Source organism: Pandoraea sp. PE-S2T-3 (assembly GCF_002179965.1).
Classification (GTDB): Bacteria; Pseudomonadota; Gammaproteobacteria; order Burkholderiales; family Burkholderiaceae; genus Pandoraea.
This window is the reverse complement of record NZ_NGUQ01000033.1, coordinates 125,984-142,420: the sequence shown is the minus strand read 5'-3', so window position 1 is coordinate 142,420 and position 16,437 is coordinate 125,984. Positions and strand designations below refer to the sequence as shown.

At 64.0% G+C, this 16,437-nt stretch carries 6 protein-coding genes; 5 read left to right on the top strand and 1 reads right to left on the bottom strand.

Going from position 1 to position 16,437, the window contains the following annotated elements; translation table 11 throughout:
• Positions 1 to 33: 33 nt before the first annotated feature.
• Complete coding sequence (locus CDV46_RS19510; RefSeq protein WP_176399124.1) at positions 34 to 8,736, bottom strand: GH36-type glycosyl hydrolase domain-containing protein; 8,703 nt, start codon at positions 8,734 to 8,736, stop codon at positions 34 to 36.
• Between the two features lie 261 nt (positions 8,737 to 8,997).
• On the opposite strand from CDV46_RS19510, the gene pgi reads away from it, so the two are divergent.
• The 5 genes from pgi to pgm all read left to right on the top strand — a co-directional run bounded on the left by pgi (position 8,998) and on the right by pgm (position 16,434).
• Positions 8,998 to 10,677 (top strand): glucose-6-phosphate isomerase, encoded by a 1,680-nt coding sequence (gene pgi / locus CDV46_RS19505; protein WP_087724370.1) that lies wholly within the window; start codon positions 8,998 to 9,000, stop codon positions 10,675 to 10,677.
• Positions 10,678 to 10,746: 69 nt separating this feature from the next.
• The gene (gene gnd / locus CDV46_RS19500) at positions 10,747 to 11,826 is read left to right on the top strand and encodes a phosphogluconate dehydrogenase (NAD(+)-dependent, decarboxylating) (protein ID WP_087724367.1); all 1,080 of its coding nucleotides are present in this window, start codon (positions 10,747 to 10,749) and stop codon (positions 11,824 to 11,826) included.
• A 24-nt stretch (positions 11,827 to 11,850) separates the two neighbouring features.
• Positions 11,851 to 12,552 (top strand): HAD family hydrolase, encoded by a 702-nt coding sequence (locus CDV46_RS19495; RefSeq protein ID WP_087724365.1) that lies wholly within the window; start codon positions 11,851 to 11,853, stop codon positions 12,550 to 12,552.
• 25 nt (positions 12,553 to 12,577) lie between these two features.
• Entirely contained in the window at positions 12,578 to 14,740 is a 2,163-nt protein-coding gene (gene tkt, locus CDV46_RS19490; RefSeq protein ID WP_087724363.1) for a transketolase, read from the top strand.
• Positions 14,737 to 16,434: a phosphoglucomutase (alpha-D-glucose-1,6-bisphosphate-dependent) gene (gene pgm / locus CDV46_RS19485; protein WP_254916130.1), complete on the top strand. Its 1,698-nt coding sequence runs from the start codon at positions 14,737 to 14,739 to the stop codon at positions 16,432 to 16,434. Before tkt ends, pgm begins: the two co-directional genes overlap by 4 nt.
• Positions 16,435 to 16,437: the final 3 nt, after the last annotated feature.

Genomic DNA, 16,437 nt, shown 5'->3' with positions numbered 1-16,437 from the left:
GGCGGGCAAGTTGGCGTCAGGGGGGAGGGCGATTCAACTCACCGCCCCCATCACGACGCTGACAGTGTGCTCACGCCCGTCGTCGACCAAGGCGACGCGTTTCGACCCCGGCGGCAGTCGCTCACCGTCAACGTCGATCGACGCAATCCCCTGTGTCACCCCGTGCGGGTTCGTGAACGTTACGAGATAGCGCGACTTGCCATGCCGGTAAGTGAGTCGGAATTGCCGCCACTCGTGCGGGATGCAAGGGGCGAGCGTCAACGACTCGCCGTGCTTTTTCACGCCGAGGATGAACTCCACCGCGCCGCGATACATCCATCCGGCGGAACCCGTGTACCACGTCCATCCGCCGCGCCGCACGTGGGCGGGGGCGGCATAGACATCGCCCGCCATCACGTAGGGCTCTACCTTGTAGGCATGCACACCCGCGCGGGTGCTCGCATGGTTGATCGGGTTGAGCATCTTGAACATCTCGCTCGCCCGATCGCCGTCGCCAAGCATGGCGTGCGCGATCATGCACCATGCGGCCGCATGAGTGTACTGGCCGCCGTTCTCCCGCACACCGGGCACGTAACCCTTGATATACCCCGGGTCTAGCGGTGTTTTGTCGAACGGAGGCGTCAGCAGCAACACCAGATCGTCGCCGGAGCGCACCAGATAGTGCTCGACCGATTCCATCGCACGTCGCTGACGTTCGGCTTCACCGGCGCCGGAAATCACGCTCCAGCTTTGTGCGATGGAGTCGATACGGCACTCGGCGTCACCGGCTCTGCCCAGCGGCGTGCCGTCGTCGAAATACGCACGCAGATACCATGCGCCGTCCCAAGCGCCGTTGTTCAACGCCGCTTTCAGCTTGCGGGCGTGCTCACGCCACCGTTTGGCGGCGAGCGTCGCACCGCGCGCGTCGGCGATGGGGGCGAATGCGCTCAGCGTGGCGTACAGAAACCAGCCGAGCCAGATGCTTTCGCCCTTGCCTTGATAACCCACGCGGTTCAGCCCGTCGTTCCAGTCGCCGCCACCGATCAACGGCAAACCATGCGTTCCCGTGGTCAGGCTGCATTCGATGGCGCGCTCGCAATGTTCGAACAAGCTGCCGGTTACCGAGCTCACGGTCGGTGCAAAGTACGCGTTCTCATCGTCTGCCGGGACCGGTGGTCCCTCCAGATACGGCACGTGTTCATCGAGTACGGCAACATCTCCGGTCTGGTCGAGGTAGTGCGCCAGCACGTAAGGGAGCCATAGCCGATCGTCGGAGATGTGGGTGCGCACCCCCCGATCCGCCGGCGGATGCCACCAGTGCTGCACATCGCCCTCGGCGAATTGATGCGCCGCCGCTTTCAGCAAGTGGGCGCGTGTCAGGTCGGGGCGAGTGAGCGTCAGCGCCATGGAATCCTGAAGCTGGTCGCGAAATCCGTAAGCCCCGCTCGCCTGATAGAACGCCGTGCGCGCCCACATACGGCACGCGATGACCTGATACAGGAGCCACCCGTTCACCATCAGATCGGCGCTGCGATCGGGGGTCTCCACTTGCAGTTGGGTCAGGATGTCGTGCCACTGCGTCTTGGCGTCGGCCAGCACGTCGAGCGGCGACTGCCGGCGATACTGCTGGATCCATTGACGCGCCGAGTCGCGATCGGCGGCCTGACCCAGCATGAACGTCAGTTGCACGCGCTCCCCCGGTGCCAGTGAGACCTGCGTGAGTAGCGCGCCACACGGGTCGAGACCCGCGCCGGTCCAGTTGCTCAATGACACCGCCGGCGTGAGTGCCACCGGCTGCGAAAGATTGCCGTTACGGCCGATGAACTCCGTTCGATCCCCGGTCCAGCCGGTTTGTTTGCCCAGCCAGTCGATAAACGCGACGCGCTCACCAAACTCGGCATTGCGGCGATTGCTTGCCAGCATGGCGCCGGTTGCCGGGTCGATCTCGGTCACGATGAACGGGGCATTGGCGGCACGATCGCTGCCAAGCACCCATTCCACATAGCCCGTCACCGACAACTTGCGATGATGCCGTGACCGGTTCTCGAGCGTGAGCACCGAGAGCTTGACCGGGTCGTGCCAACTGACAAACTGCGTCAACTCGCTTCTGATGCCATGCGCAGTGTGCTCGAAGCGGCTGTAGCCGTGGCCGTGGGCTGCGATGTATCGCGTGTTTTCCAGCCGAATCGGCAACGCCGTCGGCGTCCACAACTCGCCGCTTTCGTCGTCGCGCAGATAGAACGCTTCGCTGCAAGGGTCCGCGACCGGGTCGTTCGACCATGTCGTCAGTTGATTCTCGTGACTGTTCTCTGCCCACGTGTAGCCGGCCCCCGACTCGGAGACCTGAAAGCCGAAATGCGGGTTGGCCACAATGTTGATCCATGGCGCCGGCGTGCGCTGGCCCCGGCCCAGCACGGTGACGTATTCCGCACCTTGTTCGGCGAAGCCGCCCAGCCCGTTGAAACACTCCAGCACCGGCAGAGCGGCGGGGGCGTCGTCGACGTCTTGTTCACGTTGCGCATGAAGGTGGGCGACGGGCACGACGCGGCGGCTCTCGACGCGGCGCATACGCACCACCTGTTCCTCAAGGCTGCCCTGCTTGGCACCCGCCAGCACGGCGCGTGCGGTACTGAGCAACAACGTCAGCTCGTCGGGCGCCATTGCATCGGCGCGAAGCACGAAGATGCCGCCATGGCGCGAACCGGGCGCCGGTGTCACTTGCGCGCCGCTCACCATCGTTTGCAGCGCGCCTTGCAACTCTTGAATGTAAGACACCTTGCGCTCGTTCAGGATCACCAGATCGACCGGAAGCCCCTTGCCTTGCCAGTACTCATGCGCGCGCAGCAGTTGTCTGACCGTGTCGCGGTCATCCATGTCGTCCACCCGCACCAGCACGATCGGCAGGTCGCCGGAGATGCTGAACTTCCATAGCGCCTGCACGCTCAGCGTGTTGCGCTTGAGCAGATCGCCGCCGGGGCGCATCACGGGGTCGGAGTAAAGCACGCGATTGGCGAGGTACTGGAAGAGGTGGGCTTCGTCGGCGGTGATGCCCAGGTGATGCAGGTTGACCTGACCCTGTGTCCACGCGAGCGTCGAGGCGCGCTCGAAGCAGGCGGGGTCGTGGTACTTGTCGGTCAGATCGCGGATGGCGTCCTGCGAGTCGGCCACCATCGTGGCAAAGACGATATGTTCGGTCGCGCCAGCCGCGATGGTGACGCGCTTGCGCAGGCTGAAAATCGGGTCGAGCACCGAGCCGACGGTATTCGACAGCGGCCGGCCGTCCATGATGGCAACGGCATTGCGGATCGAACGCCCGCGCCCGAGGAAGCAGACCCGATCGGTCTCATAGCCCACGTTATCGCCCGGTGTCGCGCTGGCCAGCACGTGTGCGGCCCAGACGGGGGTGTCCGCGCTGCTGCGCGGGCGTCGCATGGCCACCAGCCCATGCACTTCAGGCAAATATTCCGTCTGGACAAACAAGTTGGAGAAGGCCGGATGCGCCGCGTCGGTCGCCATTGGCGCGAGCACGACTTCGGCATAGGAGGTCACTTCGATTTCGTGGCTGTCGGCGCCGGCGTTGGTAATCGACAGACGCCGGATCTCGGCGTTGTCTTCGGGCGAAACCATGATCTCCAACGATGTGACGATCGAGCCTTCCTGACGAACAATGCAGGCACGGTCTTCGGAGAACGAGACTTCGTAGCGTTCTGGCTCGAGGCCCAGCGGCTGAAACGCGGCGGACCACACTTCGCCGCTCGCGGTATCGCGCAGAAACAGGTGACTGCCCCACGCATCGCAGGTCGGGTCTTCGCGCCAGCGCGTCACGGCGAGGTCGGCACAGAGGCTGTAGCCCGAGCCCGCCGTGGTGACCATTACCGAGTACTCGCCGTTGGACAGCAGGTGAGTCGACGGGATGGCCTGATTGGCCGACTGATATCGCCGCACGACCGGCACGGTCGTCTGCGCGGCGCGCACGGTATCGGCCACATCGGGTGTGAGGTCGACGACGCCGATTTCTCGCGGGTTGGCCTCATGCAGCAGGAGGTCGGTGGCATGCACCAGCGGCTGTCGATGAAAGCGCTGACGCATGACGCCGCCGAGCAACACGTTGGCCAGCGCCACCAGCGCCATGCCTTGGTGATGGGCCATGTAAGTGCGAACAGGTACAGCGGTGCAGTTTTGCGGCAGTCGTGAGGGCGTGTAGTCGACCGCGTCGTAATAGCCGTAGACGCCACGACCGCCGACCGCGTCGAGGCGCTGAAAGTTGGTCACGGCGTGGGGTGCGTCAAACATGGCCGCGAGGGCTGTGGCATAGGGCGCGATGACCAGATTCTGCGCAAGGCCTCGCTTGAGCGCCAGTTCCGGCACGCCGAACGCCGCATATTGATAGGTCAGGGAGCGGTCGCGCACGTTGTAGGCGGACTCCGAGATGCCCCAAGGTACATCGCGCTCGCGGCCATACGCCCGCTGGCACGCGACGGCCAATTCGCAACTCAGGTCCAGCAGGCTGTGCCTCGGGTATTGCATCACCAGCGAAGGCATCAGGTATTCGAACATCGATCCCGACCACGACATCAGCACTGCCGACCGGCCGTACGGGATCATGCTGCGTCCCAGCCGGAACCAGTGGGTGGCCGGCACGTCGCCTTTCGCTATGGCGATAAAGCTCGTCAGGTGGGCTTCGGAAGCCAGCAGGTCGTAGTACGAATTGTCGAGTTCGACTTCGTGCACCCGAAAGCCGATGGCAAACAGCCGGCGGTCGGTGTCGAACAGGAACCGGAACTCCATCTCGTCGAAGAGTTTGCGCGCCATCTGCGACACCGCACTCAATCGCGCGTCGATGGCTGCACGCGCGGTAGTGTCGACCGGCTTGGCGGCGGTGGCCTCGTCTTTGTCATCGGTGGCACCCTCTGTAACGGGCGGCGCATGCAGCGGCAGGTCGCGTAGATGGCTGCTGACGTCGGCGCGGATGGCATTCGCCCACGCGAGCACCTCGCTGTGCGCGGCGTCCCCGCGTTCCTGCGCGAAGGTCTGGGCCAGATCGACCAGCGTGGTCGCCAGCGAATCCAGCAGATGCCAGCGCCAGCGCCAGTCTTCCGTCGCGGCAACCGGGGGCATCGATGGCGCGGCCGTTGCAGTAGGACCGGACGGTGCGATCAGCGTTTGTTCGAGCGCATCGAGCCCTTCGATCAACTGGCTGCGATTGACGGTGAGCGTGCGCCGGTCGTCACGCTCGCGGTCGATGGCGTCGCGCAGCAGCCGGGCGGCATCGCGCACCCCATCGAGCTGGGTCGTCGAACAGACCGGTTGCCGGGCCATGTCGGCACAGCCGCCCATGACGGCCAGCAGATGGGCCGCCAGATTGCCGCTGTCGACGGTCGACACGTATTGCGGCAGCAGGGGCTCAAGCGTTTGCGTGTCGTACCAGTTGAAGAAATGTCCCCGGTAGCGGGGCAACTGCGCCAAGGTGCCCAGCGTCGCCTCCAGCCGTTCGATGGCCTCCATCGTGCCGATCCAGCCGAAGTCGCGTGCCGACAGCACCGACAGCAGATAGAGGCCGAAGTTGGTCGGCGAACTGCGATGCGCGACGACGGGCAGCGGGTCTTCCTGAAAGTTGTCCGGCGGCAGATGGTGTTCGGCATCGTTCACGAACGTGGCGAAGAAGCGCCAGATTCGCCGGCCGGCCATGCGCATGGCAGGCAAGTCGCTGGCAGCAAGCCGGGGCAGCGGCTTTAGCCACGCAGCGTGGCTGATCCACTGCGCGATCAGCGGCGAGACTGCCCACGCCAGCAGAAAAGGCGCGGCGATGAACAGACTGTGCGGCCGCCAGTACGCCACGGCCGCAGCGGCCAGCCCGGTGATGACGATGGCACCGCGCAATGACCAGAAAAACTCACCGACCGAGCGCCCGGCCAGCAACTTGGTCTGCGCCGCCGTGACCCATTCCAGCAGACGCCGGCGCGAGATCAGCAAGCGGTAGAGGGTGCGCGCGATGGCGTCGGCCGCAAGCCACGCGTGGTTGGCCAGCATGGTGACCACGATGGCCGTGTGGCCGATGGCCCAGAGCACGTCGCGTCCCACTGCCCGCCAATGACTGCGCAGCGAAATGCCGCGCTCGCCCGGAAACAGGCCGTGACCGATCATCACGATCGCGGGGGCGCTGATGGCAAGCAACACCAGACTCGTCCATACGCCGACCGGCGCATTCGTCAACATCCAGCCGCAGAGCAGCGTGCCGAGCATTGCGGGCGCCGACAGTGAGCGCCGCAGGTTATCCAGCATCTTCCAGCGCCCGACGGCAGGCAACTTCTCGCCGTTCGTACCGAACAACCACGGCAACAGTTGCCAGTCACCGCGTATCCAGCGGTGGAGTCGAGCGGCAGCGACCTGCGCGTTCGACGGGAAGTCTTCGAACAATTCGATATCAGTCACCAGCCCGCAGCGCGCGAAGATACCCTCGAACAGGTCGTGGCTGAGAATGGTGTTCTCCGGGATTCTGCCCGTAAGCGACGTTTCGAACGCGTCGACGTCGTAAAGCCCCTTGCCGATGTAGCTGCCTTCGCCAAGCAGGTCCTGATAGACATTCGACACCGCACCGGCATACGGATCGATACCGCAGGGCCCGGAAAACAAGCGCTGATAGACGGACCCTTCGTGAAGCGTCGGCAACGACGGCGTAATGCGCGGCTGAAGTACGCCGTAGCCTTCGACGACACGACGCGTCACCGGGTCGATCCCCGGTCGATTGAGTGGATGGGCGGCAGTGCCGACCAGTTGGCGCACCGCATCGATCGGCAGCCGCGTGTCGCTGTCGAGGGTGATGACGTAGCGCACGTCAGCGGGGGCTTGAGGCGGCACGCCGTCGATATCGACAAACGATGTGTCGGTGGCGCCCCGCAACAGTCGATTGAACTCGTGGAGCTTGCCGCGCTTGCGCTCCCAAGCGAGCCACTTGCGCTGGGCTTCGTTCCACAGCCGGCGGCGATGGAACAGGAAGAATCGCGGCGAGTTGCCACTCACATGCGCATACCGCGCGTTGAGCATCGCGACACGCTCACTCGCGGCCGTCAGCAAGGGCAGGTCGCTCTCAAGATGTTCCGAATCGGCGTCTTTCCAGTCGGAGAGCAGGGCAAAGTAGACGTCGCCCGCCGCATTGGCGAGGTAGTGCAGTTCGAGCTGATCGACTTGCTCGTTGATACCCGCTTCGTTCGTCAGCAACGTGGGCACCACGACGAAGGTCTTCAGCGTTGAAGGAACCCCCTGCGCGAGCTCCATGCGGGGCAGATGGCGCGGCACGATCAACTTGGTCAGTATTTGATCGATCGCCATGACGGCCAGATCGGAGGCAGGGATGGCGGCGAAGATGGCGAGCAGCAGCAGGCCGAGTACGCTTACGCCGGCCTGATGGCTCAGCCACAGCGGGTTGACCAGAATCAACGCGCTCAAGCCGACGATCGAGGCGATGTAGAGCGCCGAACCGCGTGAGGTGTAGGCGCGAAGACAGCGTTGCGCGAACGGCACCCGATAGCCGATTTCGCGCTCGAACTCGCGTCGCCCCGCTGCCAGCAGGTAATAGCCCGGATCGGCGCGCCGTTGCATGTCATGGCTATCGGTTGCGTGATCGAGCCCATTCGGCGGACGTGTCGTCGGGTGTGCAATCGCGTGCGCGGCGGCGGCTGCCTTGGCATTCAGCGCGTCGGCAACGGCCAGCTCGGCGAGCGGCGAACGCGCGGCCAGTGTCTCGATCTCATGCCGATATTGGTCGCGTGTTGCGAAGTCCATCTCGGCGTAGCCGGGGTTGCGGCGCAACTGCGCGTCGACAAGACTCACGTCCTCGAACAGCGGCTGCCAGTCGAACGAGCGCATGTCGCGCAAGCTGCCGACAAGGTTGCGCACCGACATGTTGGCCGCCGCCTGACTGGCGTGCTCCGCCTGTACCACATCGTCCGACGAATGCCCCTGCCGCGCCAGCTGCTCGTTGAGCCATTGCAGCGAAGTGTCCTGATAGCGCAAACGCTGGATCAACTGCACGGCAAAGGCGGGTTCGAACGGTTCGACAAAGCGCGGTTGGCTAGTGACTGGCGGGCCTGCCGCCTGCGGTATGCGGCCGTCGAGGGCCAGCAGGTCGTCGGCGTACTTGTCGGCGGCTTCGCGGCTGGCTTGCGTGCGTGTGACGTGAACACTCAGGCGCCGCAGGTTTTCGATCATCACCGCGCGCAGGGTGAGTGGCATGGCCCATAGCTCGGCCATGGTCAGCGGTTCGACCTTCTGATAAGCCAGCACAAAGCAACGCAGCAGCGTGGGGTCGAACCGGCTGTCGGTGTGCGCCACAAACGCCCACATCACGCCGTAGATGCGCGGATAGCCCCTGAGTGGACCATCGAGCAACTGCGGCAGGTTGCGATAGGAGCGCGCGCCAAGCCCGTGGCGAACTTCGGTGAATTGGCCGGATACAGCTCGGAAGTTGTCGAGCAGCCACTCTGCGGCGGGCGTGATCGAGCGGCGGCGCAAGGTGGCTTGCGCGGTGGCGTCGTAACAATGGCGCAGCACGCGCTCATTGTCAGCGGCGCGAGAGGCGAGGGCTCGTGCATTGGGGGCGCGCAGCGAGATTCGCTGGGCGTGGGCAAGACTGACGGCGTGTTGTTCAAGCCGTTCACGGCTGAACAGTTCCGCCCGAATCGGTGACTCTGAGGGACCGAAGTCGTTGGCTGCATGATTCGCGCCCATAAAGCGCGAGATGCGCGGCAATTCCCACATATTGACGTCTCCGGAGCGGCAAGCAACGGCCCCTTTCGGTGAAAAGGGCATCCGCCCTTTATCCGCTGGCTTCGCCGGGATGTCCGTCCGCTAGCGGACGGACAGGCCTCATGGCGATGTGCGTACGCCAGCGGACCGACGACGCGTGTCGAATCGGAGAGGCTCGATGCAGGCGTCTTCCCGTTCGTTATCGCCCGTGGGGGCGCGCGTGAACCCAACGACGCAGTCCGAAACTTCAACGCAGTGAGAACGCAAAACTTCATGAGCGAAGACACCTATACCAACACCGGACGCCCCGAGTTGAAGGCAAAGCTGACCGAGTTACCTGCGTGGCATGCCCTGACGCAACACGTCGAGCGAATGCGGCGGGTGCATTTGCGCCAACTGTTCTCGGCCGATGCCACCCGAGGGGAGCGTTTTTCGCTGCAAGCCTGCGGGTTGTACCTCGACTATTCCAAGAACCTGATCACCGCCGAGACGATCGAGCTGCTCGTCTCGCTCGCAAACGCCTGCGGGGTGCCCCGGCAAATCGAAGCGATGTTCACCGGGCAGAAAATCAACGTCAGCGAGGACCGTGCGGCGCTGCATATCGCCTTGCGCGCACCGCGCACGCAGGCGATCCTGCTCGATGGCCGTGATGTCGTGGCAGACGTGCACGCAGTGCTCGACCGGATGAGCGCGTTCACCTCGGCCGTGCATCGCGGTGAATGGCGCGGCTACTCAGGGAAACGCATACGTAACGTTGTGAATATCGGGATCGGTGGGTCGGATCTCGGCCCGGTAATGGCCTATCACGCACTGCGGCAATACGCGTCGCCGGAGATGGTGTTCCGCTTCATCTCGAACGTGGATGGCAGCGACTTTCTCGAAGCCACGCAGGATCTCGATGCCGCCGAAACGCTCTTTATCGTTTGCTCGAAGACCTTTCGCACGAAGGAAACACTGACCAACGCGGCCACTGCGCGCGAATGGATCGTGCGCTCGCTGGGCGACGAGCGCGCGGTGGCCCGGCATTTTGTCGCGGTGTCGACCAATGTCGAAGCCGCCGCGAAGTTCGGCATCGACGCCCGGCAGTTGTTCGGGCTGTGGGACTGGGACGGCGGCCGGTACTCGATGGACTCGGCCATCGGCTTGTCGACCATGCTCGCGGTGGGGCCTGAGAATTTCCGGTCGATGCTCGGTGGCTTTCACGCCATGGATCAACACTTCCGCACGGCGCCGCTGTCGCAAAACCTGCCCGTGCTCATGGGGTTGTTGTCCGTCTGGTACAACAACTTCTTTGACGCACAAACCGCTGCTGTGCTGCCCTATGCGCACGACATGCAGCGCTTTCCGGCGTACTTGCAGCAACTGACCATGGAGAGCAACGGCAAGCACGTGACGCTCGACGGTGCGCCCGTCGATTACCAGACCGGCCCGATCTACTGGGGCGAACCGGGGACCAACGGCCAACATTCGTTCCATCAGCTGCTGCATCAGGGCACACGCATGGTGCCGTGCGATTTCATCGGATTTTGCCGGGCCACGCATCCGATCGGCAATCATCAGGAACTGCTGCTGGCGAATCTGTTCGCGCAGACCGAAGCGCTGGCGTTCGGCAAGACCAACGACGAGGTGTGGGCCGAGGGCGTGCCGGACTGGCTGGTGCCGCATCGCGTGTTCGAAGGGAACCGGCCAACCAATACCCTGCTGGCCGATGTGCTCGATCCCGCCACACTGGGTGCGCTGGTGGCGCTCTATGAACACAGTGTGTTCACCCAGAGCACAATCTGGCATATCGACGCTTTCGACCAATGGGGCGTAGAGTTAGGAAAATCGTTGGCCGAGCGCACGCTGGCAGCGCTCAACGGCTCGGTGGCACCCGCGCTCGACAGTTCCAGCCGCGCACTGATTCGATATTGCCGCGAACGCCGCGAACGCCGCGAAGGCCACGCTGGTTAGCCGAATACCAACGTCATCATTGCAGCACTCGGCATCTTCACTCGCTTGATCAACGACAGGAGGAACGCTATGCAAGTCGGCATGATTGGATTGGGGCGTATGGGCGCAGACCTTGTGCGTCGTTTGACACGCCACGGTCATCAATGTGTAGTTCATGATGTGCGCCCCGCGGCGGTGGCGGCATTGCAAGCCGAGGGTGCCACCGGCGCAGACTCGCTCGACGCGATGATGTCGACGTTGAAAGCGCCTCGCATTCTCTGGTTGATGGTGCCGGCGGGCGCCGTCGAAGCGACGCTTGCAGAACTGACGCCGATGCTCTCGCCGGGCGACATCGTCATCGATGGCGGCAACTCCAGCTTTCGCGACGGGATTCGGCGCGGCGCCGAACTCGCCGAAAAGAACGTTCACTTTGTCGACGTCGGCACCAGCGGCGGTATCGCCGGTCTGACGCGCGGCTACTGTCTGATGATCGGTGGCGAACACGACATCGTGACCTACCTGACGCCGATCTTTCGTGCCCTTGCGCCGGGCGGAAACGGCGGCCCGGGCGCGGCAAATGTCACGCCGCCGCCCAATGGACACGCGCGGGACGACGATAGCGCCACGGCCGAATACGGCTATCTCTATTGCGGCCTGCATGGTGCGGGGCATTTCGTGAAGATGGTCCACAACGGTATCGAGTACGGCATGATGGCCGCCATCGCCGAGGGCCTGAACATCCTCAAGCAGGCGGGCATCGGCAAGCACACGCACGAGGTCGGTGCCGAGACGACGCCGCTGCGAAATCCCGAGTACTACCAGTACGACTTTGCGCTGCCCGAGATTGCCGAAGTGTGGCGGCACGGCAGTGTGATCGACTCGTGGCTGCTCGACCGGATTGCCAACGCGTTGCGCAAAGACCCTGCACTGGACCAGTTCACCGGACACGTCTCGGATTCGGGCGAAGGCCGCTGGACGCTGGAAGCCGCCATCGACGAAGCCGTACCGGCACCGGTGCTCAGTGCAGCCCTGTTCTCGCGCTTCAGTTCGCGGGGGCAGGCCGGTTTTGCGAACCAAGTGCTGTCGGCCATGCGGCAGGAGTTTGGCGGCCATGCGGAAGCGGCCGCTGCGACGCCTTCACCATCGTCGCCGCCGGCAAAAGGCGCCTGAAAGGGCCAATCGAGGAATCGCATGATGAGCGCGCCACATGACGTCGTTTTTCTGCTTGACGTCGATAACACCCTGCTGGACAACGATCGCTTTCTGGCCGACCTGAAAACGCGCCTGACCGAGTCGTTTGACGATGCGATGTGCGCGCGCTATTTCTCGATTCTCGAATCGCTGCGCTTGCAGATCGGCTACGTCGACTACCTTGGCGCGCTTCAGTGTTTTCGACTCGAAGACATCAACGACCCGCGCATGCTGTCGATGTCGGCGTTCCTGCTGGACTATCCCTTCGAGACGCTCCGGTATCCGAGCGCACTGGCGGTCATCGCGCATCTGCAACGTTGGGGGCCGACCGTCATCGTGTCGGATGGTGACGCTGTCTTTCAGCCGCGCAAGATCGCGCGTGCCGGCTTCTGGGATGCCGTCGAAGGGCGGGTGCGCATTTATGTGCACAAGGAACTGATGCTCGACGCCATCGAGAAAGACTTCCCGGCGCGGCGCTATGTCATGGTGGACGACAAGTTGCGGTTGTTGTCGATCATGAAGGGTGTCTGGGGCGATCGGCTGACGACGGTGTTCCCGCGTCAGGGGCACTACGCGCTCGATGCAGAGGCGCTCGCCCGCTACGACCCGCCGGACATCACCATCGAGCGCATCGGTGACCTGCTGGCAGAGGACTTCTCTGCGCTACACGTCAGCACCGCGCCGGTGGCCGCACGCTCACGCTAGTCGATTTCCTTTGCGGGGTGATTCGATGGAGCCGTCAGTCATACAACAACAAGATCCCGACCTGTTGTGCATCAACACGCTGCGCACGCTTTCGATCGATGCGGTGCAAAAGGCGCAGTCGGGGCATCCGGGCACGCCCATGGATGCGGCCCCGACGCTCTACTGCCTGTGGCAACGATTTCTGCGCTACGACCCTGAACATCCCCACTGGCCCAATCGAGACCGCTTCGTACTCTCCAACGGTCACGCCTGTGCGTTGCTCTACAGTCTGCTGCACCTTTGCGGCGTGCAGGGGGAAGACCCCGACGCGCCGACACCGCAAACGTACGAGGGTCTGGCCATCACGATGCAGGACCTGAAGACATTCCGTCAGGCGGGCAGCCATTGCACCGGGCACCCCGAGTACGGTTGGACGACCGGCGTGGAAACCACCACCGGGCCGCTGGGGCAGGGCATTGCCACCAGTGTCGGCATGGCGATCTCGCAGCGGTGGCTCAGTGCCACCTACGATCGCCCCGGGTTTGCGTTGTTCGACCATAACGTCTACGCGCTTTGTGGCGATGGCGACATGATGGAGGGGCTGGGCGCGGAAGCGGCATCGCTGGCGGGGCACCTGAAGCTGGCCAACTTATGCTGGATCTACGACGACAACCACATCACCATCGAAGGCTCGACGCGACTGGCATTCACTGAAGATGTCGCGGCAAGGTTTATCGCCTACGGCTGGCGTGTGGAACAAGTGAGCGACGCGAACGACCTCGTGCAGTTGAGCGCGGCGTATCAACGTTTTCTCGATACGGACGACGCGCCAACCCTCATCGTCGTGCAAAGCCATATCGGCTACGGCGCACCGCACCGGCAAGACACGCGCGAAGCACATGGTGAGCCGCTGGGCGAGGCCGAAGTCCGGCTGGCCAAACAGTTCTACGGGATGGATCCGGATAAGCAGTTCGACATACCGGATGGGGTCGCTGAACACTTGCGCGACAACTTCGGTCGCCGTGGCGCCGAGGCGTACGCCGCATGGGCCGCACAGTCCGCGGCCTACCGTGCCCAGTATCCCGATCTGGCTGACGCGCTGGCGACAATGAGCGCCCGCAAGTTGCCCGATGACTGGGACGCGTCGCTACCCACTTTCGATGCGCCGGCGCCCGACATCGCCACGCGTGCCGTATCGGGGCAGGTGCTCAATGCCATTGCCGCACGTGTGCCGTGGCTGATCGGCGGCGCGGCCGATCTGTCGCCCTCGACGCTCACTCGGCTGACCTTCGACGGTGCCGGCGATTTTCAGCCGCCTGCGCCGGATGACGGCGGCACATATGCCGGCAGGAATTTTCATTTCGGCGTGCGCGAGCACGCCATGTGCGCCATTGCCAATGGCATGAGTCTGTCGTTGCTGCGCCCGTTCGTATCCAGCTTTCTCATCTTCACCGATTACTGCCGGGCCGCGTTGCGGCTGGGCGCCATGATGGAATTGCCGCTCATCACCATCTGGACGCACGACTCCATCAGTCTCGGAGAGGACGGACCGACGCATCAGCCAGTAGAGCAGTTGGCGTCACTACGCGCGATGCCGGGCATGATCGTCATGCGCCCGGCCGATGCCGGCGAAGTGGTCGAAGCGTGGCGATTCATCATGACGCTACGGCACACGCCGGTCTGTCTGGCCCTGACGCGCCAGCCGTTGCCCGTGCTGGACCGCACCCGCTACGCCAGCGCCAGCGGGGTCTCGCGCGGCGCCTATGTGTTGATCGACGCCTGCGTTGACGCCGGTCTGGAAGACGCGACGCCTGACGTATTGCTGCTGGCCTCGGGCAGCGAAGTGGCATTATGCGTGGCTGCCTACGACGAACTCCGGCGTGAAGGCATTCTGGCGCGTGTGGTCAGCATGCCGTCGTGGGAGGTGTTCGAAAGCCAGTCGCAGGCGTATCACGATAGCGTGCTGCCGCCAGGGCTCGCAGCACGCGTGGCCGTCGAAGAAGCGTCCGCGTTCGGATGGGAGCGCTACACCGGAATCGACGGCGCCATTCTGGGGCTGCACACTTTCGGCATGTCGGCGCCGCGTGAAGCGCTCGCGCGCCATTTCGGCTTCGATGTCACCCACGTCGTCGCCGCCGCCAAGGCGCAGATCATGAACCATGGCGTCAAGCCTCGCTTGCCCGCCAATATCTCAGGAAAAACACCATGAATGATGTGTTAATGCCGACGCAGACGAGTCCGCCGGACAGTCCGTTCGCCGGCAAGACGTTGTCGCCGGACCATCTCGTCAATATCGCCCGGCTGGTCACGGCGTACTACGTGCGAATCCCAGACCCGGAAGTGGCCGCGCAGCGCGTGGCGTTCGGCACGTCGGGCCATCGCGGCGTGTCGTCGCTCGCGACCTTCAACGAAACCCATGTGCTCGCCGTGTGTCAGGCGATCTGCCGCTATCGCAGCGCGCACGGCATCGACGGGCCGTTGTTCCTCGGTATTGATACCCATGCGCTGTCGGAACCCGCGTTCGCCAGTGCGATGGAAGTGTTCGCCGGCAACGGCGTCGAGGTCATGGTGGCCGCTGGCGGCGAATACACGCCGACGCCCGCTGTCTCTCACGCGATCCTGACGCATAACGTCGGGCGCACGGCCGGCTTTGCCGATGGCGTGGTCATCACGCCGTCGCACAATCCGCCTGATAACGGCGGCATCAAGTACAACCCGCCGAATGGCGGCCCGGCGTCGTCCGAAATCACCGGCTGGATCGAGTCGCAAGCCAACGATCTGCTGCGCGACGGGCTGCGCACGCTGCCTCGCGTCAGTTTCGACAAGGCGATGCGCGCGTCAACGACACACGGCTACGATTTCGTGAATAGCTATGTCGACGATTTGCGTCACGTCGTCGACATGACGTTGCTGCGCGATAGCGGCATTCACATGGGTGTCGATCCGATGGGCGGTGCGGGGGTGCATTACTGGCAGGCCATCGCCGATCGTTACGACCTGAATCTCTCGGTCACGCGCCAGACGGTCGACCCGACGTTCCGCTTCATGCCGGCCGATTGGGACGGGCAGATTCGAATGGACCCGTCGTCGCATTACGCGATGCAGCGCCTCATCGCGCAGAAGGACAAATTCGACGTGGCGTTCGCGTGCGATACCGATCACGACCGCCACGGCATTGTGGCGCCGAGCGTCGGTCTGCTGCCGCCCAACCATTATTTCTCGGTGCTGGTTCAGTACCTGTTCGCCGAGCGCCCGGACTGGCCGGCCAGCGCGGCAATCGGCAAGACGGTCGTCGGCAGCCAGTTGATCGATCGTCTGGCGGCGAAGCTCGGGCGGCGGCTTTACGAAGTCCCGGTCGGATTCAAGTGGTTCGCACCCGGGCTTCTCGACGGCTCGCTGGCAGTCGCAGGCGAGGAGAGTGCAGGGGCGAGTTTTCTGCGCCGGGACGGCACCGTTTGGACCACCGACAAGGATGGCTTGATTCCGGCGTTACTGGCCGGTGAGATGACGGCCCGCACCGGGCGCGACCCCGGTGAGCTTTACGTGAAGCTCACCGAAACGCTCGGTGCTCCGGTCGAAGCGCGTCGCGAGGCAAGCGCCACGCCGACGCAGAAAGCCCGCCTCGCGGCGTTGTCGCCCGGGCAGATCCATTCGACACGGCTGGCAGGCGAGCCTATCAACGCGATCCTCACGCGCGCCCCCGGCAACGATGCGCCGATCGGCGGGCTGAAAGTGATCACCGATCATGGCTGGTTCGCGGCGCGTCCTTCGGGCACCGAGAGCATCTACAAGATCTATGCAGAGAGCTTTCTGGGCGACAGCCACTTGCAGCAATTGCTGAGTGAAGCGCAGGCACTCGTCGATCAGGCATTGGCGGGGGAAGCGGCCAATACGGCGACGTGATCG